Source organism: Aeromonas salmonicida (assembly GCF_028355655.1).
In the GTDB taxonomy this organism is placed as follows: domain Bacteria; phylum Pseudomonadota; class Gammaproteobacteria; order Enterobacterales; family Aeromonadaceae; genus Aeromonas; species Aeromonas salmonicida.
In genome coordinates, this window is sequence record NZ_CP110645.1 from 4,652,722 (window position 1) to 4,673,954 (window position 21,233).

21 protein-coding genes are annotated in these 21,233 nt (G+C 62.8%); 11 read left to right on the plus strand and 10 right to left on the minus strand.

Annotated features, from left to right (window positions below; all coding sequences use genetic code 11):
• Positions 1–165: 165 nt before the first annotated feature.
• The 6 genes from pseF to ONZ54_RS21695 are packed head-to-tail and all read left to right on the plus strand — an operon-like array spanning position 166 to position 5,451.
• Positions 166–861: a pseudaminic acid cytidylyltransferase gene (gene pseF / locus ONZ54_RS21670; RefSeq protein ID WP_271788316.1), complete on the plus strand. Its 696-nt coding sequence runs from the start codon at positions 166–168 to the stop codon at positions 859–861.
• Positions 851–2,107 (plus strand): UDP-2,4-diacetamido-2,4,6-trideoxy-beta-L-altropyranose hydrolase, encoded by a 1,257-nt coding sequence (gene pseG, locus ONZ54_RS21675; RefSeq protein ID WP_271787130.1) that lies wholly within the window; start codon positions 851–853, stop codon positions 2,105–2,107. Before pseF ends, pseG begins: the two co-directional genes overlap by 11 nt.
• 6 nt (positions 2,108–2,113) lie before the next feature.
• A complete protein-coding gene (gene pseI / locus ONZ54_RS21680; RefSeq protein ID WP_271787131.1) occupies positions 2,114–3,160 on the plus strand; it encodes a pseudaminic acid synthase in 1,047 nt (348 codons plus the stop codon).
• Entirely contained in the window at positions 3,153–4,448 is a 1,296-nt protein-coding gene (locus ONZ54_RS21685) for a motility associated factor glycosyltransferase family protein (RefSeq protein WP_271787132.1), read from the plus strand. Before pseI ends, ONZ54_RS21685 begins: the two co-directional genes overlap by 8 nt.
• The gene (locus ONZ54_RS21690; protein WP_271787133.1) at positions 4,445–4,708 is read left to right on the plus strand and encodes a hypothetical protein; all 264 of its coding nucleotides are present in this window, start codon (positions 4,445–4,447) and stop codon (positions 4,706–4,708) included. The genes ONZ54_RS21685 and ONZ54_RS21690 overlap by 4 nt, the downstream gene beginning before the upstream one ends.
• Positions 4,705–5,451, plus strand: coding sequence for a class I SAM-dependent methyltransferase (locus ONZ54_RS21695; protein WP_271787134.1), 747 nt, complete (start codon positions 4,705–4,707; stop codon positions 5,449–5,451). The genes ONZ54_RS21690 and ONZ54_RS21695 overlap by 4 nt, the downstream gene beginning before the upstream one ends.
• On the opposite strand, the gene ONZ54_RS21700 is transcribed toward ONZ54_RS21695, so the two are convergent.
• The 7 genes from ONZ54_RS21700 to ONZ54_RS21730 all read right to left on the minus strand — a co-directional run bounded on the left by ONZ54_RS21700 (position 5,433) and on the right by ONZ54_RS21730 (position 11,720).
• Entirely contained in the window at positions 5,433–6,794 is a 1,362-nt protein-coding gene (locus tag ONZ54_RS21700; RefSeq protein WP_271787135.1) for a DUF4910 domain-containing protein, read from the minus strand. The two genes, ONZ54_RS21695 and ONZ54_RS21700, sit on opposite strands and share 19 nt — an antisense overlap.
• Positions 6,791–7,192, minus strand: a complete 402-nt coding sequence (locus ONZ54_RS21705) for a VOC family protein (protein WP_271787136.1) — start codon at positions 7,190–7,192, stop codon at positions 6,791–6,793. The genes ONZ54_RS21700 and ONZ54_RS21705 overlap by 4 nt, the downstream gene beginning before the upstream one ends.
• Complete coding sequence (locus ONZ54_RS21710) at positions 7,182–7,946, minus strand: AAC(3) family N-acetyltransferase (RefSeq protein WP_271787137.1); 765 nt, start codon at positions 7,944–7,946, stop codon at positions 7,182–7,184. Before ONZ54_RS21710 ends, ONZ54_RS21705 begins: the two co-directional genes overlap by 11 nt.
• Complete coding sequence (locus ONZ54_RS21715) at positions 7,943–8,173, minus strand: acyl carrier protein (RefSeq protein WP_043142890.1); 231 nt, start codon at positions 8,171–8,173, stop codon at positions 7,943–7,945. The genes ONZ54_RS21710 and ONZ54_RS21715 overlap by 4 nt, the downstream gene beginning before the upstream one ends.
• Positions 8,166–9,848 carry an HAD-IIIC family phosphatase gene (locus ONZ54_RS21720; protein WP_271787138.1) on the minus strand — a complete coding sequence of 561 codons (1,683 nt, stop codon included), beginning with the start codon at positions 9,846–9,848 and terminating at the stop codon, positions 8,166–8,168. The genes ONZ54_RS21715 and ONZ54_RS21720 overlap by 8 nt, the downstream gene beginning before the upstream one ends.
• 99 nt (positions 9,849–9,947) lie before the next feature.
• Positions 9,948–10,487: an ATP--cob(I)alamin adenosyltransferase gene (locus tag ONZ54_RS21725; protein WP_271787139.1), complete on the minus strand. Its 540-nt coding sequence runs from the start codon at positions 10,485–10,487 to the stop codon at positions 9,948–9,950.
• 90 nt (positions 10,488–10,577) lie between these two features.
• A complete protein-coding gene (locus tag ONZ54_RS21730) occupies positions 10,578–11,720 on the minus strand; it encodes a DUF5610 domain-containing protein (RefSeq protein ID WP_059111892.1) in 1,143 nt (380 codons plus the stop codon).
• A gap of 172 nt (positions 11,721–11,892) precedes the next feature.
• Here ONZ54_RS21730 and trmA point away from each other — a divergent pair, with 172 nt between their 5' ends.
• From trmA to ONZ54_RS21750, 4 genes are all read left to right on the plus strand, one after another.
• Positions 11,893–13,026 (plus strand): tRNA (uridine(54)-C5)-methyltransferase TrmA, encoded by a 1,134-nt coding sequence (trmA, locus tag ONZ54_RS21735; RefSeq protein ID WP_096118972.1) that lies wholly within the window; start codon positions 11,893–11,895, stop codon positions 13,024–13,026.
• Positions 13,027–13,162: 136 nt separating this feature from the next.
• Entirely contained in the window at positions 13,163–13,870 is a 708-nt protein-coding gene (gene rstA / locus ONZ54_RS21740) for a two-component system response regulator RstA (protein ID WP_271787140.1), read from the plus strand.
• Positions 13,871–13,908: 38 nt separating this feature from the next.
• Entirely contained in the window at positions 13,909–15,234 is a 1,326-nt protein-coding gene (gene rstB, locus ONZ54_RS21745; protein ID WP_271787141.1) for a two-component system sensor histidine kinase RstB, read from the plus strand.
• A gap of 54 nt (positions 15,235–15,288) precedes the next feature.
• Positions 15,289–15,471, plus strand: coding sequence for a hypothetical protein (locus tag ONZ54_RS21750; protein ID WP_166541505.1), 183 nt, complete (start codon positions 15,289–15,291; stop codon positions 15,469–15,471).
• Between the two features lie 79 nt (positions 15,472–15,550).
• Here the strand turns inward: ONZ54_RS21750 and ONZ54_RS21755 are convergent, their stop codons facing one another.
• The 3 genes from ONZ54_RS21755 to rpmE all read right to left on the minus strand — a co-directional run bounded on the left by ONZ54_RS21755 (position 15,551) and on the right by rpmE (position 18,793).
• The gene (locus tag ONZ54_RS21755) at positions 15,551–16,795 is read right to left on the minus strand and encodes a malic enzyme-like NAD(P)-binding protein (protein WP_271787142.1); all 1,245 of its coding nucleotides are present in this window, start codon (positions 16,793–16,795) and stop codon (positions 15,551–15,553) included.
• A gap of 179 nt (positions 16,796–16,974) precedes the next feature.
• Positions 16,975–18,408, minus strand: coding sequence for a DUF2867 domain-containing protein (locus tag ONZ54_RS21760; protein ID WP_271788317.1), 1,434 nt, complete (start codon positions 18,406–18,408; stop codon positions 16,975–16,977).
• Between the two features lie 169 nt (positions 18,409–18,577).
• On the minus strand, positions 18,578–18,793 hold the full coding sequence (rpmE, locus tag ONZ54_RS21765) for a 50S ribosomal protein L31 (RefSeq protein WP_005318234.1): 216 nt from the start codon (positions 18,791–18,793) through the stop codon (positions 18,578–18,580).
• A gap of 147 nt (positions 18,794–18,940) precedes the next feature.
• Here rpmE and priA point away from each other — a divergent pair, with 147 nt between their 5' ends.
• Positions 18,941–21,148: a primosomal protein N' gene (gene priA / locus ONZ54_RS21770; protein WP_271787143.1), complete on the plus strand. Its 2,208-nt coding sequence runs from the start codon at positions 18,941–18,943 to the stop codon at positions 21,146–21,148.
• Positions 21,149–21,233: the final 85 nt, after the last annotated feature.

Sequence of the window (21,233 nt, forward strand, 5' to 3'; positions counted from 1 at the left end):
CCACTTCCCATCACTTGCCCATGTTATCGACCATAGCAGGGCGATTCCGTAGCAAAGCTCAATAATATAAGATGAAAACTCGGTATAATCTCAAAAATAATCAAAGAGTTGTCAGCAATTATCCGGACGGGGATGCCAGATCCCGTCCCTCAGGGAGAGAGCACCATGGCCATCGCCATCATTCCGGCCCGGGGCGGCAGCAAGCGCATTCCCCGCAAGAATATCCGCCCCTTCTGCGGCCAGCCCATGCTCGCCTACGCCATTCAAGCGGCCAGGGCAGCAGGCTGCTTCAGCCGAATTGTGGTCTCCACCGATGATGAGGAGATCGCCGACCTGGCCTGCCAACTCGGCGCCGAGGTGCCCTTCCTGCGCCCCGCCAGCCTGGCCGACGATCATACCGGCACCACCCCGGTGGTGATCGATGCCATCCGGCAACTCGACCAGCTCGACATCCAGGCAGAGCACTACTGCTGCATCTATGCCACTGTGCCTCTCATTCAGGCCAGCGATCTCAGCGCAGCCCACGATCGCCTGCTCGCCAGCCAGGCCCCCTTCGTCTACACGGTGGCCGAATTCGGCTTCCCCATCCAGCGGGCGGTGCGCATGGACGCACAAGGCAGAGTCAGCCCCTTCTGGCCGGGGCAGATGGCGAAACGCTCTCAGGATCTGGAATCCGCCTACCAGGATGCCGGCCAGTTCTACTGGGGCAGCCGCGCAGCCTGGCTGGGGGGTATCAGCCCGGTGGGCGGGGAAGGGATCGGCCATATTCTGCCAAGACACAGGGTGGTCGACATAGATACGCCGGAAGACTGGCACCTGGCCGAACTGCTCTATCGGGTGCTGAGCCAGGATGGCGTTTAACGTCGCCTTCCGGCTCGATGCCGGAGCCGAAATCGGGCTGGGCCACCTGATGCGCTGCCTGGCTATCGCCGATCGGTTGCGGGCGGCGGGGGCCGAGTGTCACTTCCTCTGCCACGACTTGCCCGCGCATCTGCTGCCGCTGCTGCAGGCCCATCACCACCACCCTCTGGCCATGCTGGACGACGCCGGCCCGCTGCCTGGCTTGCAGCCCGATTGGCTGGTGTTCGATCACTACCAAATTGACCACGTGGTCGAACAAAAACTGGCGGTCCACTGTGGCCGCTTGCTGGTGATCGACGATCTGGCAGATCGCCCGCACCACTGCCAGTTGCTGCTGGATCAGGGACCACTGCGCACAGCCGCCGATTACCAACCGCTGATCCCGGCCGATTGCCGACTATTGCTTGGCACCGACTATGCACTGCTGCGGCCCGCCTATCGCCAACTGGCACGTCAACAAACCAGCCAGTGGCAGCGAGGGCTCATCTGCTTCGGCGGCGCCGACCCGGCCGGCGCCTGCCTCACCACCCTCAACAGTCTGGCCCGCTTGCCGTGGGCGCGAACGATCCAGTGGACCCTGGTGGCAGGCGGCGCCAACCCCTTCTGGCCCGAGCTGGAGCAGAGGGTGGCCGAGCTGTCCGAGCTCAAGATCGCGCTGCTGCGCCAGAGCGATCAGATGGCGCAGTTGATGAATCAGCACGACTTCACCATCGGCGCCGCCGGCGGCATGACCTGGGAGCGAGCCTGCCTCGGTCTGCCGACCCTGGCAGTGCCCATAGTCGACAACCAGCAGTTCAACGACGAAGTGATAGCCCGCTTCCAGCTTGCCGAACGGCTGACACTGGGCGAGCTGGCCGAGCCGGCGCGGCTCATGCAGGCCTTGCAGCGGCTGGAGCGACAGGCTGATGACTATCGCCAGCGCGGCCAGCAACAGGTGGATGGCCTGGGGCTGGATCGTCTCACCGCCTGGCTGCTGCCCCAAGCCGATTATCAACTGATACCTGACGGCCAGCAGTGGCGGTTCCAGCAGGATGACAAGCATCTGCTCACCCTGACCCTGTGCGGCCCGCAGCTGGTATGGCAAGCCTGGCAACCACTTCTGGCACAGGAGTGGCAAGAGCTGGCACATAGCTTGCAAAGCATTTTCTCCCAATTTCCCCTCTATCTTGCCGAGCCACCCAAGATAGCGCCCCCTGCCCCCTGGCAGCCGGCGCCGCAAGGCTGGCAACTTGGCACAGGAGCCTGACCACAGATGCAGATCGCTCATCAATCCATAGGCCCAGCGCAGGCGCCCTATGTGATCGCCGAACTCTCGGCCAACCACAACGGCAACCTGGAACGCGCGCTGGCCATCATGACCGCCGCCAAGGCAGCCGGAGCCAGTGCGGTCAAACTGCAGACCTACAGACCCGACACTATTACCCTCAGAAGCGATCGGTCCGAGTTCCAGATCCACGGCGGCCTGTGGGATGGTCACAGCCTGTATGACCTCTATGAGTGGGCGCACACGCCGTGGGAATGGCATCAGGCCCTGTTTGCCAAGGGGCGCGAGCTGGGGCTGACGGTGTTCAGTAGTCCGTTCGATTTCAGCGCGGTGGATCTGCTGGAATCCCTCGACTGCCCGGCCTACAAGATTGCCTCCTTCGAGCTGGTGGACCTGCCCCTGATCCGCTACGCCGCCCAGACCGGCAAGCCGCTCATCATGTCCACCGGCATGGCCAACGAGGCCGAGATCGCCGCAGCCGTCGAGATGGCGCTCAAGCATGGCAGCGGCCAGCTGGCGCTGCTGCACTGCGTCAGCGGCTATCCGGCGCCCGCGGCCGAATACAACCTGCGCACCATCCCCATGCTGCGCCAGCGCTTTGGCGTCGAGGTCGGGCTCTCGGATCACACTCTGGGATCGGCGACCGCCATCGCCGCCACCGCGCTCGGGGCGACCCTCATCGAGAAACACTTCACCCTGGCCCGCGCCGACGGCGGTCCGGATTGCGCCTTCTCCATGGAGCCTTCCGAACTCACCGAGCTCATTGCCTCGGTCAACACCGCCCATGCGGCACTCGGGGTGGCCGACTACCAGCTCACCCAGAGCGAGCAAGGCAACCGCGCCTTTCGCCGCTCCCTCTATCTGGTCAAAGATATTGCGGCCGGAGAGGCGCTCACCGCAGATCACATCAAATCGGTGCGCCCTGCCCTCGGCCTGCCTCCCGCCGATTACGATCGACTCATCGGCAAGCGGGTCAGTCGCGACATGGCAGCCAATCAGCCGCTGAGCTGGGAGTGGATAGACAAAGATGAGTGATGAACTGTTCACCCAGCACGGCAGGCTTATCCGCCAGCGCTGGCCCGCCCTCTGGCCCCGTCTGCTGGCGCAGGACGTGGAGAGCATCCAGGCCGAGCTGACCGAAGGGCTGGGCTCGACCCTCAGCATCGACGGCATACAGCTCACCAGTCGTCATGACAGGGTGAAAGAGGCCGAGCTGCAGGCGGCCAGCCTGCCCGAGGTGGCCGTACTGCACCTCTACGGCACAGGGCTCGGCGATCTGCCGCGCGCCCTGCTGGGCCGCACCGGCCTAAAGCGGCTGGAAGTGAAGATCATGAATGGCGCCCTGTTTGCCCTGGTGCTGCGGCTGCTGGATCAGCAGGATTGGCTGGCTGACCCCAGGGTAGAACTGATGATGGCGGGGGACGAGAGCGAGATCCGTCTGCCCTTCTTCGCCCTGCCGCCCGAGTTGCAACTGGTGGAAGACGCCGCCGCCCGTATCCGGGACCGGCTGGTGAGCGAGATAGACCTGCCGTTTGCCAGCGCCAGGTTCGATGCCGAACACCCAGATGTCACCCGCCGGCTTGCCGAAAACCGCGAGCTGCTGACAAGCGATGGCAACGTGACCAGCCTGTTTGGGCTGGCACGAGGCAAACATGCCCTGATCGTCGCCAGCGGCCCGACCCTGCAAACCAATCTGGCCATCTTGCAGGCCCAGCTGCAGACCCGGCGTCAGGACTATCTGCTGATCAGCGTCGACACAGCGCTCGCTTTTTTGCTGCGCCACGGCATCCGGCCAGACATAGTGGTCACCATAGATGATGCCATCCACGGCAGCCGGTTGCCCGCCGACCAATCGGCCCAGATTACCCTGGTTTACTACCCCACTGTGCCGACGGCCGCGCTGCTGGCCTGGCAGGGGCCGCGCAAGGCAGCCTACTCCCGCAGTCCCATGTACCAGGCGCTGAGGCAGGAGATCCCCAAGGGAACCCTGCACTCGGGCGGCAGCGTGATCCATCCCGCCGTCGACCTCGCCGTGCAGATGGGCTGCCAGCAGGTCATTCTGCTGGGAACGGATTTTGCCTTCCCCGGCGAGCTAACCCACTCCGGATGGGCGGATGGCGCACTCGGCCCCACTGCCAGCCAGGCACTCAGCTGGACCCTCGACGGGCACGGTCGCCGGGTCAAGACCAACCCGAACTTCTCCGCCTATCGCACCGAACTTGAGCGATACATAGCGCGCCATCCCGAGGTGCATTTCTGGAACAGCAGCCGGGAAGGGGCCGAGATAGCGGGCTGCAGCTACCACCCGGAGTACCTGTCATGAGTGATAGCCTGACAACCCGCATCAGGGCGCTGGCACACCAGTTCCGGCTGGGGCAGTCGGTCGCGGCGAGCCAGACTCTGCCAGTTTTGCTACAAGAGGCTCTCACAGAACGAGGCTCCTTGCCTCCCGAGCTGATAGCCGCCCTGCTCCGCAGCCAGGAGCGGCAAGACTGGCTCGGGCTGGCCGATTACCTCGAATATGAGCTGGTGCATACCCTGACAACCCCTTCCGCCCCCACCACAGCAGGAGATGTTTCATGATCAAGGCTATTTCCAATGCCTCCGACGAGGAGCTGTCTCGTCGCCAGACGTTCAGCGAGCTATTGCGCGCCAGCCCGCTGCCCCCGGCCGAGCTGCAGAACAATCTGGGCCTCTACCTCAAGCGCCAGTCGCTCTCCCGCATTCTGTTCATGCATGAGCTCTACCAGAAGATCATTCCGGTACACGGCGTCATCATGGATTTCGGTACCCGCTGGGGTCAGAACCTGGCGCTCTTCTCCTCGTTTCGCGGCATGTATGAGCCCTACAACTACAATCGCAAGCTGGTGGGATTTGATACCTTCAGCGGCTTCCCCTCCCACGCACCGCAGGATGGATCGGATGCGGCCATCCAGCCGGGCGCCTACGGCGTCACACCCGACTATGAGCAACATCTGGCACAACTGCTCGCCGCCCATGAAGCAGAAAGCCCGCTGGGCCATATCGTCAAGCACGAACTGGTGAAGGGGGATGTGACCGAGACGCTGCCCGCCTATCTGGCCCGTCAGCCGGAGACCATGATAGCGCTGGCCTATTTTGACTTTGATCTCTACGAACCGACCCGTCGCTGCCTCGAGCTCATCAAGCCGCACCTCACCAGGGGAGCCGTGCTGGCATTCGATGAGCTGAACTGGCCCGCCTTTCCGGGGGAAACCCTGGCCCTCAAGGAGGTGCTGGGGCTGGATCGCTACGCCATCCGCCGCACCCCGCACAACCCGGGGCCGGCCTATCTGGTGATCGAGTAATCCGGTACAGGGCTGAGACGACGCAACAGCCCTGCCTCCAGCAGCATGCTGGCCAGTGGCGCCACCCGCCAGAAAGGCACCTTGATGGTCTCGGCGATCTCGAACAGGGTCAGCTGGCCATCGCTGTAGGCCAGCAGATTCATCATCTCCCTCACCTGCCAACCGGAATAGCGAGTCGACAGATCCGGATAGAGACCCCGCTTGCCGAGCTGGGGCTCTCCCAGCACTGTCACCTCGCAACGCTCATCCAGTTCCAGACACTCGATGGCCCGACGCAGCGCCAGGAAACCGCCCGCCAGACCGGCAGGGGTTACCAGCGAGAGATCATCCAGCGAAGTGTGGTATTCGGCATAGCAGCCATATTTGCTGCGCATCAGAGTAGTGACCGGCAGATCGATGCCGGGGGCGCACAGCTGGCGCTCGTTGGAGCCTCGCTCCAGGAAGCTGTAAGCCTTGTAACCCGGCGCCAGGTGGCCCAGCACATGACGGCCGATGCGATCGGCCAGCGTGTTGCCCTGGCGTGAGGGCAGGAAGGAGTAGCTGCGCTCATCTCCCAGGCAGGTCAGGTTGAAACCGGCCAGGGTGTGCCGCTTGAGGTGGTCCAGATGGCGGGAGAGATAGACGATGGCCCCCAGGGTTTCGGGCACCAGCATCAATCGATAGCTGTAACGGCGCTTTGGCAAGGAGGCGAGCCAGGCCATCAGGAAGACACCAACACAGGGGCCTGACAGCTCGTTGTTGGCCATGGAGGGGTGACAGGTGTAGCTGGACAGCAGTACCTCCTGCTCGCTCTCTCCCGGCAGCACCCACTCGCCATAGGTGAGCGAGCCTGGCGCCAAGCTGGCGTCGATCACCACCTCATAATCCCCCTCCGGCAGCGCCTCGCGCACCTTGTGCGGCAGGCAGAAGCCCCAGCGACGCTTGTAGTAGGAGGTGACATAAGGGATGGCATCCGGCATGTCGGGCAAGGAGTGCAGATGAGGCTGCAGTTCGGCCAGGGAAAGGGTGCAGCGCACCGGCTCCGAGTAGCCCACCAGATGCAGGTTGTGATCCTTGAAATCCACCACCTTGCGACCGTCCGGCCCCACTATGTAGGCCTGCTGTACGTTCCACTCATCGGGCACTGTCCAGTCGAAACATTCGGTGCCGCTGGCCACCTCCCGGATCTGCAGATCAGGCAGGCAGTGCTGGCGGATCAGGGCCAGAGTCTGGCGCACGCCATCACCGGTCAGACTGCGGTTGAGGGGGAACAGCAGGGTCAGCAAGCGATGCAACTGCTCGCCGATCTGCCCCTGATCGTCCCAGTCCACAGGGAGGTAGCCAGTATTGTGCGGAGAGGTCATGCGGGCTCCTCGATCAATTCGACTATATGGCCAAGGGGGCTCAGGAAAAACTGGACGAGGGCACCGCCAAAGGCGATGGCCGGCTGGCTGGGACCAAGGGGAAGGTGACGCTGATCCCGCAGTCTGGCGGCACTCTCAGCGAGGCAGGGCACCCGATAGGCCAGATGATTGATGACGTTGCGCCGGGTCTTGAGCACCTGGGTCACAGGACTATCTTCTGTCGCCGGCGCCACCAGCTCATAGCAAAGTCCGCCCTCATCGTGCACGAACTGCACCCATACCTTCTGCAACGGATCTTCCACCGCCACCGAGAAGCGAGTCAGCCCCAACACCTCCCGGCAATAGGCCTCACCGCTGGCGAGATCCGGCACTACCAGACCTACATGGTCAAACTGCATGGGATTCCCCTCCTGCACGGATCAGGGCAAATGGCGCCGTCACCACCAGTTCACTGGCGGCCAGGATGAAATCGCGACAGGACACGGCCCAGACCGGTACCCGCTGGCACAGGGTCTGATGCCAGGCGCACCTCTCCTGCAACAGGGCCACCAGCCGAGAGAGGTCGATTTCGCTGGCCAGCGCCAGATCCCGCACATAGTAGTCGGCTTGCCAGTCGCGCAAGGCGCCGGCGACACACACCTGCCCCTCGAATAATTTGTGATAGCGATAGGGCACGGCCAGCCGTTGTTCCACATAGTGGGTAAAGGTGATCCGGTCCGGGTGACAGCCCAATCCCAGCAACCAGCCATCCTGCTCCGCCAGCCAGCCAAACGGGCTCTCCTGACCGAAGCAGTCGTGACACTCACGGGCCACCAGCTCGGCCCCGTGGGGGCCGCTGATGGCCACGCTGAAGATGGGATCCAGAGTACGCACAACGCCTTCACGCTGCCGGAACACCTCCGTCATCAGCCCCACCTTGCTCGGAGTGAGGGCCGGATCGAAGCACTCGCCCGCCATTGGGCTGTAGGTGAAGGTCGGCACCAGCAGATCCCCCGCCAGCCACTGCTCCAGGTGCATCCAGAAGGTGGCTATCCCCTGGGCATTGCCCATACCGGAAAACTGGGCCACGACCATGGCATCCGAGTGCACCATGAGGGCGCTCCCCTTGGGGATCCCCAGTTCGCTCAGCGCCTGTTCGATGGCCTGTTTCACTCGGCAACCCCTTTGCGCAGCAGAGCCTGTCTGATATCGGCCAGGCTCTTCAGCTCGGCCAGCTCCTGCGGTTCGAACCGCACGGCAAAGTGCTGCTCGATGAGCAGCAGCAGATTGAAGTGTCCCAGAGAGTCCCACTCGGGAAAGCTGCCGAGACCGAGGGCGGCCTGCTCGTTGATGCTGGCCTGGGGAAATTGCTGGCGAACCAGCGCGATGAGGTCATTCATTGGCATAAAACTCCAGAAACGGGAGAGAAAGAGAGGGGAGATCCAGGCAGAGGAACATCTCGTCCGCCAGCGGCGTCAATCCCGCTGGAGTGGTTATCGGCCGGGTCGGCAGGGTCGCCAGAAAATCCCGCGCCGGCTGGTTGCGATCCGTGGGCACCAGACTTATCACCAGTTGGTCAACGCCTTTTGCCATCAGCCGGGCAGCCACTTGTGCCAGCAGCCAGTGTTCGAAGCCTCGCCCCAGCACCCGACAGCTGATGGCCAGGGTATCGAGCAGCACGGCTTCCTCATTGAGGGTGCGTAGCACCAACAGGGCCGTCATGCCGTGATCGGCAAACTTGTCCTGCAACGAGGCCAGCCAGACCTCGCCCTGCGTACTGGCAAGCTGTGCCAGTTCACCCGCCTGATAACGCCGGGCGGAGAGATTGAACTGGTTGGTCTTCTGGCTCAGCTGCTCGGCCCGCAGCTGGTTGCTTTGGGAGAGCGGCTGCCAGCTCGCCCGCAGCCCCAACTGTTGCAAGAAGGCCTGTTCGTCGCCCAGTTGCTGGCGCACTGCATTCGCCTCTGCCTGTGCCTGATAGGAGCCTTGGCGCAAGCCGTCATCCCGGCTCTGGTGGCGGCTTTGCAGCTCGGCGAGCGTCATCAGCGCATCGGGCCAACCCCAGATCTCGGCGGGGGGCGTGATGACGGTGACCTCGGGGCAATTGGCACGCACCTCGGCACGCTCCAGCTCGCTGTCATCCCAGAACACCAGGCTGTCCAGCCCCACATTGAGCCGCGCAGCCAAACGCCGCAGGCCGGCGGACTTGGACTCCCAGCCAATCTCGGCCGCGGCTATGTGCCGGCGCTCAAGCACCATGCCCTGGTGCTGATCGAACAGCCGCCACACATCGTCGGCCAGATTCTTGGAGCAGAGCGCCAATATGACGCCCTGCCCATGCCAGTAAATGGCCGCCTGCTGGAAGGCCTGATAGAGGCGACCCACCCCATCCTGCCCCAGCAGGACGCCACCCACGCCATCTTCGCCGACCACGCCACCCCAGAGGGTATTGTCGCAATCGAGCACCAGCACCTTGTGAGCCGGCCTGTGCAGCCGCTGCAGCAAGGGGGCAATCCACTGCGCCAGACTGGCCAACCCGGCCATGGAGAAGGGGCAGGACATCAGATAGTGATTGCGGCTGTCGAAACAGTGGTGGTGACCCTGCTGTTGCAACCAGAGTGGCAAATGCAGATCATCCAGGCCGGGATGCTGCTGCCGCAAATGGACAAGCTGACGCTCACATTCATGGGCCAGACAGGCAAGCGCTGAGGGCGCCGCGCCAAATACGGAGACAGGGGAACGACTGCAGACCCCGACCAGCAGATGATCCTGCGGCCGACGCTGCAAACGCTGTTGCAGGGGCTGACAGAGTGATGCGACGAAGGCGGCCACAGCCAGCTGTTGCGCCTCTTGTGCCAAACCGCTCCACGCTACCAGCGTCTGTGCCGGCACCAGATCTTCCCACAGCCAGATGATGATGTGAGTCTGGGGGGCAACCGCTTCAGATGGATTCATCAGGGTTTGCAGCCACTGCCCATGGGGCGCGACCTGCACCTTGCCGTGGGCAGCCAGCGACCGCCAGGCCAGATTGCCCGGCATCAAGAATGAACTGCCACTGAGATGAATCGTCGTCATGACTTCCCCCGCTCCGCTATCGGCGCCATCCAGATTGCAATGGCATGGCTGGATCGTCTTTGATCTTCCCAAAAAATAAAAGCCTTTTCAGCCACTTGGTCAGTAATTGATGCTGACGTAGGGCACTTCTTCCACCTGCCACAACTGCTTGAGGAAGACGGTCAGCACGAAGAAGAAGTTGGCCAGCAGGTTGGCGAAGCGATAGAGGATGGGATCGAAGCGGACGCCGCTCTCTTCGAGGCGCACCAGCAGGCGAACCACCTTCTTGCTGCCGCAGCGGCATAGGTGCAGGGTGGGGATGGGCTGCGGGCCACGAGGCAAGACAAAACCAGTGACCCGACCGCGGCTCGCCTCGTTGTAGTGGTCATACCGCGTTTTCAACCACGCCAGATCCTCTTCAAAAATACCGAGCTTGCCCCGTACCGAACCGTTGAGGTTGTAGATGAGTCGCTGCAGGGCCCCCAGGTCGGCCCCCACCTCCCAGGTTCCCTCTGCCAGTGGCAACTGGGCGAGTACGGCCCCCACCTGACAGCAGAGCTCGTCGGTGGCTATCTCGTAATCACACTGGAGCTGGGTTTCGAAGATGAAGGGGTAGCAGAGCTCGCGCTTGTCTCTGGGCTTCTTGGGATTCGGGTTCATGGGCTGACCGGATTGGGAAAAGAGCCAGTTTGCCAGCCCCCGGAGGAGCTGGCAAACGGCAGCTTATGGCTTGAACCGGGCGATGGCGGCTCAGACGCTCTTGCTGGCGGGCTCGGTCGCAGGCTGGAACTGGCCTATCATTCGCAGCGCCTCCAGCATCCGCTGGTTGAAGCTGGTAAAGCTGTTCACCTGAGCCGGTTCGGTCTGGCCACGGGCCGCCAGCACCGCAGGGGTCAGTGCCTGTTGTTGCGATTCCGGCAGCAGGGTATCCGCCTGTTGCTGTACCTGATTCAGCTTGGGCAGGTAATCCGCCAGCGGCTTGAGGAGATCCTGCAGGGAGCTGGCCCCCTGGTAGGTCTGGCTCAGCTTGACGCTCTGCTTGAGCTTGAGGGAGTAGGAGGCCAGCTGGCTGTCATCCAGCTTCAGCTCGCCCGCCTTCTTCAACAGGTCCTCGAAATTGCCGGAGAAGAAGTTTCCCGCCAGATCGTCGATTCCCTTGATCAGCTTGCCGATGGAATCCATCTCGTCGCTGCTGAGATCCCCCTCCAGCGAGAAACTGAAACTCTGGCTCGACTTGAGGCTGAACTGACTGCCGCTCTCGCTGTTCTCGGATTTGACCTGCCAGCTGTCGTTGAAGCGCAGTACCACCTTGTCCCCATCCTTGGTCTGGATCTCCAGGTATCCCTGCTGACGGCTGGCCATCTCGGCCGCTCCCATCTCGGTGGTGGAGACCTTGCCAAAGAACTCTTTCTCGAACTCCTCAAGCCCGTCCTGGATCAGCTTGTAGCTCTGATCGATGCCGGTCTTGATGTCTTCGTTCTCGGTGGCCCAGTCACCCAGCTGCTCCCTGGCGGCACCAAATCCCATGTCCACGCCCTTGCGGGCCTGCTCCATCATTTCGGTCAGGTCATCATCGGACTTGCCGTCCGCACGGGCGGCGCCAAGCCGTCCTGTGATGAACTGCAACACATTGTCGGCCACCGACTGGAAGTCGAACAGGGTCTCGGGGGTGACCACCTCCGGCTCTTTTGCCTTGGGCGCCTGATAGCGCTGACCATTGATCTCCAGCGCAAACTGCAACGCCTGCTGTACCAGTACCTGCGCCCACTTGGGCGGTTGGTGCAAGGAGACTTCTTCCCCGCTGCTGGCCTGCTTCTCTTGTGCCTGTTGGGGTGCCTTGGGCGAAACGCCCACTCCCTTGGGTTGGGCTGAGCCCACGCCGTCGATTTGCATAATGTGTCCTCCCACCATGCCTGTAGATCAGGTATCGGCCTGACTGAACACTTCTTGACCACAAAATACTGGACAATCTGCGGCTGGCTTTTAAAATCGGGCCCCTTTGGGTGGCCTGCTGCCTTCCCCCCGATTTCGACCCGGCCCTGCCGGTGTGCATGTGAGGTATATCATGACCCAAATCCAGCAAGCTGGCGCCGACTCCCAGGCCCTGCGGACCCCCGCCGACTATCAGGCCCAGCTCGACGAAAAGCGCGAGCGACTCACCCAGCTGTTTGCCGGCTTCAATCCTCCCGCGCTGGAGGTGCATGCCTCACCCGCCGAGCATTACCGGATGCGCGCCGAATTTCGCATCTGGCACGAAGGGGATGACCTCTTCCATTGCATGTATGCCCAGGCCACCAAGGAGATCATCCGGGTCGATCACTTCCCCACCGCCAGTCTTCTGATCAACCAGCTGATGCCGGTGCTGCTGGCAGGGCTGCGCCCGCACTTTGTGCTGCGTCGTAAGCTGTTCCAGATCGATTACCTCTCGACCCAATCCGGCCAGATCATCGTGAGCCTGCTCTACCATCGCAAACTCGAAGCCGAATGGCAGCAGGCCGCCGAGACGCTGCAAGCCGATCTGCGGGCTCAGGGGTTCGACCTGCGGCTGATTGGCCGTGCCCACAAGCAGAAGATCTGTCTGGGCGATGACTTCGTCATCGAGCAACTCAACGTGGCCGGCCGCCAGCTCACCTACAAGCAGGTGGAGAACAGCTTCACCCAGCCCAACGCGGCCATCAATGAGCAGATGCTGGGCTGGGCGCTGGATGTGACCAGGGGGAGCGAAGGGGACTTGCTGGAGCTTTACTGCGGCAACGGCAACTTCTCCATTGCGCTGGCCCAGAACTTCCGCAAGGTGCTGGCCACCGAGATTGCCAAGCCGAGCGTCGACTCCGCCCAGTTCAACATCGCCGCCAACGGCGTCGACAATCTGATCATACTGCGCATGTCGGCCGAAGAGTTCACCATGGCGATGCGCGGCGAGCGGGAGTTCAACCGCCTCAAGGGAGTCGATCTCAAGAGTTACCAGTGCAACACCATCTTCGTCGATCCGCCCCGCGCCGGTCTCGACGATGCCACTGTCAAACTGGTGCAGGAGTACGACAACATCCTCTACATCTCCTGCAACCCTGAGACACTGCAGGCCAACATGGCGGTGCTGGGCGAGACCCACGAAGTCGCCCGCTTCGCCCTGTTTGACCAGTTCCCCTGGACCCATCACATGGAAGCCGGGGTCTACCTGAAGCGCAAGACAGGCTGATTCGACGGGTCTCCACGACCAGCCTGACAACAGGGCCCAAGGGCCCTGTTTGATTAGTTATCCCGGTGCATGCCACGCGGGGAGCCGGTATGCTGGCAGGCGCGCATCCGCGCCACTGCCAGGGTGTCACGCCACAATGCAACGCATTCTTTTTGTTGAAGATGATCCCGAAATAGGCCAGCTCATCAGCAGCTGGCTTGCCCGCCACGACATCGACGTGCTGCTGGAGCCCAGAGGTGACATGGCACTTGCCAGAGTCGAAGCCGAGCAACCAGACCTGGTGCTGCTCGACATCATGCTGCCTGGGCAGGATGGTCTCTCCCTGTGCCGGGATCTGCGGCCACGCTTCAAGGGCCCCATCGTCATGCTCACCTCCCTCGACAGCGACATGAACCAGATCCTGAGTCTGGAGCTGGGAGCCAACGACTACATCCTCAAGACAACGCCGCCCCCTGTGCTGCTGGCCCGGCTGCGGGTCCAGTTCCGCCAGCAGGGACAGGCAACGCAAGCAGCCGTGGCCAATACGCCGCCCCAGCGCCTGCAGTTCGGCCGCTTGAGGATCGACGGGCCGGGCCGGGACGTTCGGCTCGATGGCGACAGCATCCCCCTCTCCACCGCCGACTTCGACCTCTTGTGGGAGCTGGCCTGCCATGCGGGCCAGATCCTGGGACGGGAGGCGCTGTTTCGCAGCCTGCGTGGCCGCGACTACGACGGCCAGGATCGCAGCATGGATGTGGCCATCTCCCGCCTGCGCCGCAAGCTGGGGGATGACAGCAACAATCCGACCCGCATCAAGACGGTGCGCCAGAAGGGTTATCTGCTGGTACCCCACGCCTGGGAATAATAGGGTCATCCGCCACTGACCACGGGAGAGCACACCCAATGCGCCGTCTGTTTATCCAGTTCTACCTGCTGCTGATCGGCTGTTTCACCCTGGCCATACTGCTGGTCGGCCTTGTCTATCAGGTCAGCGCCGAGCGGGCGGGCGACCGCTATCTGGAGCGGATGATGCAAGGCTCCCTCGGCCTGCTCACCGGCGAACTGGCGCGATTGCCGCCAGAGCGCTGGCCCGTGCGCATGGCGGAGCAGAGTCGCCAGCTCACCCTGCCGCTGCAGATCGGCACCCTCGCCAACCAGCCGCTGGCCAAGGAGGATCAGGCCTTTCTCGAGGCGGGCAACATAGTCATCGTCGAGGGGGATGACACCTTCCTGCAGCGCATCCCGGGCACCGATCAGGTGCTGATCGTCGGCCCAGTGCCCTATCTCTCCTATCTGCACGAGCTGCACTGGGTCGATGTGGGGCTGCTGCTGGCCATAGGTCTCTCCCTCGGTCTGCCGATCCTGCTCTGGCTGCGCCCGCACTGGCGTGGTCTGCAACGGCTCGAACAAACCGCCCGCCGGGTTGGTGACGGGGATCTCTCCAGCCGCACCGGCCTGCCGCCCGGCAGCAGCCTGGGCCGGGTGGGACGCACCTTCGATCAGATGACGGAGCAGCTGCAAGCCATGCTGGCCAGTCGCAAACAGCTGACCGATGCCATCGCCCACGAGCTGCGCACCCCGCTGGTCAGGCTGCGCTACCGGCTCGCCATGCTGGACCCGCAACCATCGGCAGCAGAACAACAGGGGCTGGAGCGCGATCTGGGGGCACTGGACGCCCTCATCGAGGAGATGCTCACCTACGCCAGGCTGGATCGTCCCGAGCTGCCGTTGCAATGCGGCGAGCTGGAGCTGGCCAGCTGGGCCGGCAGCCGCCTACCGGACTGGCAGGCGCTGCGGCCAGAAAAACGACTCGACTTGGTGTGTCCCACCCATCCCCTGCCCTGGCGCGGCGATCCCCGCCTGCTGGATCGGGCGCTGGAGAACCTCATCGGCAACGCCCTGCGCCACGCCACCAGCCGGGTGACCCTCGCCATGAGCCAGCAGCAGGATCACTATCTGCTGGAGGTGACCGATGACGGCCCCGGCATAGATCCGGCGCTGGCGCCCCAGATCTTCGAGCCCTTCGTGCGGCTGGATCAGAGCCGGGATCGCCGTACCGGCGGCGCCGGTCTCGGCCTCGCCATAGTGCGCAGCATAGCCCGCCACCACGGCGGTGAGGTGCAGTTGCTGCCCAGTGCAGTCGGCGCCCGCTTCTGCCTCAGGCTGCCTGTACATTTGGATACAAACCGTCACCAGTCGCTCACTGAACCGCCAGCGGAACAGCCCTAGGATGAAGTCATGGAGAAAAGCTCCATGTCATCAACCCGAATGAGGAACTGGAATATGAACAAGCTGATCCCCCTGAGCCTGGCCGCTGTCTTCGCCCTGACCTCCGGCTTCACCATGGCAGCCACCCCCACCAAGGCAGCCGCCCCTCAGGCGACCCAGACCAAGGTGGTGAAAAAGCATCACAAGGCCACTCATGCCAAGGCACCGGCCGCCAAGGTCGCTCCCAAGACCAAATAGCGACGCATCAAGCTTCCCGTAACAAAAAGGGGCCCCATGATGGGGCCCCTTCTGTCGTGGTCGGCATGGTGCCGCAGACTTATTCCAGCATGTAGTCTGCCGACAGAGCGACGCGCGCCACGCCTGAGGTTACCGCCGCCAGTGCCACGGCACGGGCCACCCGTGGCAGCAGACGGGCATCCATCGGCTTGGGAATGACGTAATCCTTGCCGAAGGCCAGCGCGCTCACCCCTGCGGCGGTCAGCACCTCGGCCGGTACGGGCTCCTTCACCAGACCGCGGATCGCCTCGACCGCGGCTATCTTCATGACATCGTTGATGCGGCTGGCGCGGGCGTCCAGCGCGCCGCGGAAGATGAAGGGGAAGCAGAGCACATTGTTGATCTGGTTCGGATAATCGGAGCGGCCCGTACCCATGATGAGGTCATCACGCACCGAGTGGGCCAGGGACGGCTTGATCTCGGGATCCGGGTTGGAGCAGGCAAAGATGACCGGATTGGGGGCCATCAGGGCCACCGCTTCGGCGGGCAGTACATCCGGACCGGACACACCGACAAACACATCCGCCCCTTCAATCACATCCATCAGGGTGCGTAGCGGCGTATCGTTGGCAAAACGCTGCTTGTAGCGGTTCAGGTCGGTACGATCCGTGTGGATCACTCCCTGGCGGTCGAGCATGAAGATGTTGTGTGGCGCGGCGCCGCACTTGATCAGCAGATCCATGCAGGCAGTGGCCGCAGCCCCCGCCCCCATGCAGACGATGCGACTCTGTTCGATGCGCTTGCCCTGCACTTCCAGCGCATTGAGCAGACCGGCGGCGGTAACGATGGCGGTGCCGTGCTGGTCATCATGGAACACGGGAATATCGCAGCGCGCGATCAGCGCCTCTTCGATCTCGAAGCACTCCGGCGCCTTGATGTCTTCCAGATTGATGCCACCGAAGGTGTCGGCGATGGCCGCCACAGTGTCGATGAACTGCTGGCTGGTCTCGTGCTTCACCTCTATGTCGATGGCATCTATGCCGGCAAAGCGCTGGAACAAAAGGGCCTTGCCCTCCATCACCGGCTTGGAAGCCAGCGGGCCCAGGTTGCCCAGCCCCAGTATGGCGGTACCGTTGGAGATGACGGCCACCAGGTTGCCCTTGCCGGTGTAGCGGTAGGCATCATCGGGATTGGCGGCGATCTCGCGCACCGGCTCGGCCACACCCGGGCTGTAGGCCAGCGCCAGATCGTGGGCTGTCTCGGCGGGCTTGGTGAGGGCGATGGCAATTTTGCCCGGCACGGGCTGAGCGTGGTAATCGAGTGCTTCTTGACGCAGATCGGACATGGGGGACCCCGATACGGAAGTGAATGATGTGGTGCATTGGCTCGCGACAGGCGAGGGCTGGGGATCATAAAGAAAACCGCCGGCCTTTCACAGAGGAAAGTATCGCCGGCGGCCAATGACAATTCAGTAATTAGCATGTCATGCTAACCATGAATACCTATTTAGTTATAGATGTGGTTTCATCCCATCACAGGGATGCCTGCTTTGGCTTCTGCCTGTCTGGCGATGGCCTCCGTCATCCCCTGAAAGATGAAGAGATGAAACGGCAGCATGGCAAGCCAGTAGGCCAGCCCCCAGGCCCCTTGGGGATGCCAGTGGGCGGTAACCCTGATCCGGATCAGACCGGACTCCTCCGGCAGGATATTGAACGCCAGTCGCCCCACCCCGGGCGCCTTCATGTTGAACAGCAGATCCAGCCTGCGCCCTTCGTCCACCCCCAGGATCTGCCAGGAGTCCAGCATGTCCCCCTTCACGAAGCGATCCGGGTTGGTGCGACCACGAGTACGGGCCGGGCCGCCGATCAGGTGATCCATCCACTCGCGCACCACCCACAGTTCGTTCATGTAGAAGTAGCGCTGCTCCCCCCCCAACTGCTGCAACACCTGCCACACCACCTCAGGCGAGGCGAGACAGATGGCCTCCCCGCTGGCGGTGCGGTCATAGAAGCCGTACTCGGGATGGCGCCAGCGCAAGCCCAGCGGCGTCTCCTCCCCCTGCTGCTCGGCCCCGAGCTTCTGCTCCAGCGCCAGACTCTCCGCCAGCGCCTCGTCAAAACTGAGCAGCGTCTGGGGCAGCAAGGCCCGCAGCGGGCCATCATCGGCAGGGATATCGTGCTTGAGGCCACCCACCAGCGCCTTGGCCACCGGCTGCGGCACAGACGTGACGAATTGCAGCCACCAGGCAGAAAGCTTGGGGCTCAGGAAGGGGATGGGAATAATGGGGCAGCGCTTGCCGATATGGGCGGCAAACTTCTGCAACTGCTGCTGGTAGCTGAGCAGCTCGGGGCCAACGGCATTGAGCACCTGGCCATCCACTCCCTCAACTTCCACCAGCCCCCCCAGATAGTGCAACAGATTGGAGAGGGCGATTGGGGGCGTGCGAGAGCGCACCCACTTGGGGGTCACCATCATGGGCAGGTTGAACACCAGATCCCGCATCACCTCGAAGGCAGCCGAGCCCGGCCCTATGATGATGCCGGAGCGCAGCTCCACCGTCGGCACACCCGAGTCACGAAACAGTTCACCACAATAGCGGCGGGAGTTGAGATGGCGACTGTTGCACTGCTCGGGCTGAATGGCACCCAGATAGATGATGCGGCGCACCCCGGCGGCGCGGGCGGCAGCGGCAAAGTTCTTCACTCCCTGCTGCTCCAGCCGGTGAAAATCGGCGCCAGCCCCCATGGCGTGGACCAGATAGAAGACGGTGTCTATGTTCGCCAGCGCAGGCAGCAGTGTGATGGGCTTGAGGCTGTCGGCAAAGCGAAACTCCACGCCCTGCGGCAGGCGGCAGGGGCGACGAGCGCCAGCGATCACCCGATAACCCAGCCCTTGCAGGTGAGGGACCAGATAGGAACCGATATAACCCGCGGCTCCCATCACCAGACAATTTCGCATTGGCACTCCTCCCGTATTGTTCATGCTCACCATGAAGGTGCTGTCATCGACAGACATGCATCTCCTTTGATTGAGCCAACACCATAGGGCAAACCGGTTCAATACAAAACGTCGACCAATGAAAAAGGCGCCCGATGGGCGCCTTTTTCAGAATTCTTCAGAAGTAAGATTACTTCTTGGCAGTCAAGCCACCGAAACGCTTGTTGAACTTGTCTACACGGCCGCCGCTAGAAACTTCTTTCTGCTTGCCGGTATAGAACGGGTGGCATGCGGAGCACACGTCCAGGTTCAGATCTTTACCCATGGTAGAGAAAGTGTTGATGACGTTACCGCAAGAGCACTTGGCGGTGATGGCTACGTACTCGGGATGGATACCAGCTTTCATGGACAACCTCAATTATCAGGCCGTGTCGCTATCCGATCTTCTGTCGGACACCACACGATTGTTGAACACAGTTTCAAAGGCTGCGAATAATATAGGAAATGCCTGAGATCAGGCAAGTGGCTTCGCAGAAAAAATAGGCAATCCCTGGTGAATTCTTCCCAAACGCTGGATCTGGTTCGTGTCGCTGTCCCGGTACCGTTACGCCGTCACTTCGACTATCTCTCTCCCTTGCCCCTGCCTGAGCCCGGCTGTCGGGTCGAGATCCCCTTCGGCTCCCAGACGCTGGTCGGGCTGGTGGTCGACCATCCGGCCGAGAGCCAGGTGCCTCGAGCCAAGTTGAAACCCTTGAAAAGGGTGCTCGACAGCACGCCAGTGCTGGGGCCGGACATACTGGCGCTGATGAACTGGAGCGCAAACTACTACCAGCATCCGCTGGGAGAGGTACTGCCCCACGCTCTGCCAGTGCTGGTACGCAAGGGGGAGCCAGCCGCCTATCGTGAGCTGGAGTTCTGGTTTGCCACGCAAGCCGGGATGGATATGGACCTCAATGAGCTAAAGCGGGCTGCCAAGCAGCAACAGGCCCTCGCTTTACTGCGCAAGGGGCCGCAAACCCCGTCCGCCCTCAAGCAGGAGGAGATCCAGAGTGCGGCGCTCACGGCGCTGGAGAAGAAGGGCCTGCTGGAGAAACGCAGCCTGGAGCCGAGTCATGATGGTGACTGGGCGACGCACTTTGACGCGGGGGAGGGGCTGCGCCTCAACGGCGAGCAGGCGCTGGCGGTATCCGCCGTCACCAGCCAGAGCGACCAGTTCGGCGCCTTCCTGCTGGACGGCATCACAGGGTCAGGCAAGACAGAGGTTTACCTCAGCATTCTCGAACCCCTGCTCAAAGCGGGCAAGCAGGCGCTGGTGATGGTGCCGGAGATTGGCTTGACCCCCCAGACCATCAACCGCTTCCGCCGCCGCTTCAAGGTGCCTGTGGTGGCGATGAACTCCGCCATGAATGACAGGGAGCGGCTCGATGCCTGGCTCGCCTGCCGCGATGGCGGCGCCGCCATCCTGATAGGGACCCGTTCCGCCGTCTTCACCCCGTTCAAGAACCTCGGCATCATCATCATCGACGAGGAACACGACGGCTCCTTCAAGCAGCAGGACGGCTTTCGCTACCACGCCCGGGATCTCGCCGTGATGCGGGCCCATCGCGCCGGCATTCCCATCCTGCTCGGCTCGGCCACCCCGTCGCTGGAAACGCTGCACAACGCCAGAACCGGCAAGTATCACCACCTCAGCCTGACGCGCCGCGCCGGCAACGCCCAGACCGCCCGTCAGGTGATCCTGGACATCAAGAGCGTTCGGCTGCAGGCCGGGCTCTCCCCCCAACTGGAGCAGCTGATGGCGGAGCACCTGGCGGCGGGCAATCAGGTGATGCTGTTTCTCAACCGGCGCGGTTATGCCCCGTCGCTGATCTGCCACCAATGTGGCTGGAGCGCCGCCTGCGAGCGCTGTGACGCCTGGTACACCTGGCATCAGGCAGGGCGTCGCCTGCACTGCCACCACTGCGACAGCGTGCGCCCCCTGCCCCACAGCTGCCCCGAGTGCGGCAGCAAGGAGCTGATAGGCTCAGGGGTGGGCACAGAGCAGCTGGAGCAGCTGCTCACCACGGTTTTCCCCCAATACCCCGTAGTGCGCATCGACAGAGACAACACCCGCCGTAAAGGGGAGCTGGAGACCCATCTCGGCGACATCAAGGCGGGCAAGTACAAGATCCTGATCGGCACCCAGATGCTGGCCAAGGGCCACCACTTCCCGGATGTGACGCTAGTGGGCCTGCTGGATGTGGATGGCGCCCTGTTTTCCGCCGATTTTCGCGCCGCCGAGAAGCTGGCCCAGCTCTACACCCAGGTGGCGGGTCGCGCAGGTCGTGCCAGCAAGCCCGGTCTGGTGGTGTTGCAGAGCCACCACCCGGAACATGCCCTGTTGCAGGATCTGACCCAGAACGGCTACGGCCACTTCGCCGACACGGCGCTGAAAGAGCGTCACCTGCTGGGGTTGCCACCGTTCAGCTATCAGGGGCTGTTTCGGGCCGAGGCCAATGGCCGTGACGAGGTACAGCTGTTTCTCGCTCGCCTCGCAGATACGCTGCGCAGCGCCCGTTACCCCCACGTGCAGGTGCTGGGGCCCATCAGCGGCTTCATGGAACGCAAGGCGGGCAAGTTCCGGATGCAGTTGCTGGTGCAGGGGCCGAACCGGGCCCCGCTGGCACAACTGATGGATTGGGCGGTCAAGGAGCTGGACGGCTGGCCCGAGACCAAGAAGGTACGCTGGAGTCTGGATATAGACCCCACCGAGCTGAACTGAACCAGTTCGTATATTGCTCAAGCGCTGGCGGCGACTCGCCAGAAGTGGTGACTCGCGATCCCGCGATTCGCCAGCCTGGGTCCAG

Bases quoted from the DNA above. Each gene is read 5' to 3' on its own strand.
- rpmE (WP_005318234.1), bottom strand. From the start codon at position 18,793: ATGAAAGCTGGTATCCATCCCGAGTACGTAGCCATCACCGCCAAGTGC.
- pseI (WP_271787131.1), top strand. From the start codon at position 2,114: ATGCAGATCGCTCATCAATCCATAGGCCCAGCGCAGGCGCCCTATGTG.
- pseG (WP_271787130.1), top strand. From the start codon at position 851: ATGGCGTTTAACGTCGCCTTCCGGCTCGATGCCGGAGCCGAAATCGGG.
- pseF (WP_271788316.1), top strand. From the start codon at position 166: ATGGCCATCGCCATCATTCCGGCCCGGGGCGGCAGCAAGCGCATTCCC.
- ONZ54_RS21760 (WP_271788317.1), bottom strand. From the start codon at position 18,408: ATGCGAAATTGTCTGGTGATGGGAGCCGCGGGTTATATCGGTTCCTAT.
- ONZ54_RS21730 (WP_059111892.1), bottom strand. From the start codon at position 11,720: ATGCAAATCGACGGCGTGGGCTCAGCCCAACCCAAGGGAGTGGGCGTT.
- ONZ54_RS21685 (WP_271787132.1), top strand. From the start codon at position 3,153: ATGAGTGATGAACTGTTCACCCAGCACGGCAGGCTTATCCGCCAGCGC.
- ONZ54_RS21715 (WP_043142890.1), bottom strand. From the start codon at position 8,173: ATGAATGACCTCATCGCGCTGGTTCGCCAGCAATTTCCCCAGGCCAGC.
- ONZ54_RS21755 (WP_271787142.1), bottom strand. From the start codon at position 16,795: ATGTCCGATCTGCGTCAAGAAGCACTCGATTACCACGCTCAGCCCGTG.
- rstA (WP_271787140.1), top strand. From the start codon at position 13,163: ATGCAACGCATTCTTTTTGTTGAAGATGATCCCGAAATAGGCCAGCTC.
- ONZ54_RS21725 (WP_271787139.1), bottom strand. From the start codon at position 10,487: ATGAACCCGAATCCCAAGAAGCCCAGAGACAAGCGCGAGCTCTGCTAC.
- ONZ54_RS21705 (WP_271787136.1), bottom strand. From the start codon at position 7,192: ATGCAGTTTGACCATGTAGGTCTGGTAGTGCCGGATCTCGCCAGCGGT.
- ONZ54_RS21690 (WP_271787133.1), top strand. From the start codon at position 4,445: ATGAGTGATAGCCTGACAACCCGCATCAGGGCGCTGGCACACCAGTTC.
- ONZ54_RS21750 (WP_166541505.1), top strand. From the start codon at position 15,289: ATGAACAAGCTGATCCCCCTGAGCCTGGCCGCTGTCTTCGCCCTGACC.
- rstB (WP_271787141.1), top strand. From the start codon at position 13,909: ATGCGCCGTCTGTTTATCCAGTTCTACCTGCTGCTGATCGGCTGTTTC.
- ONZ54_RS21720 (WP_271787138.1), bottom strand. From the start codon at position 9,848: ATGACGACGATTCATCTCAGTGGCAGTTCATTCTTGATGCCGGGCAAT.
- trmA (WP_096118972.1), top strand. From the start codon at position 11,893: ATGACCCAAATCCAGCAAGCTGGCGCCGACTCCCAGGCCCTGCGGACC.
- ONZ54_RS21695 (WP_271787134.1), top strand. From the start codon at position 4,705: ATGATCAAGGCTATTTCCAATGCCTCCGACGAGGAGCTGTCTCGTCGC.
- ONZ54_RS21700 (WP_271787135.1), bottom strand. From the start codon at position 6,794: ATGACCTCTCCGCACAATACTGGCTACCTCCCTGTGGACTGGGACGAT.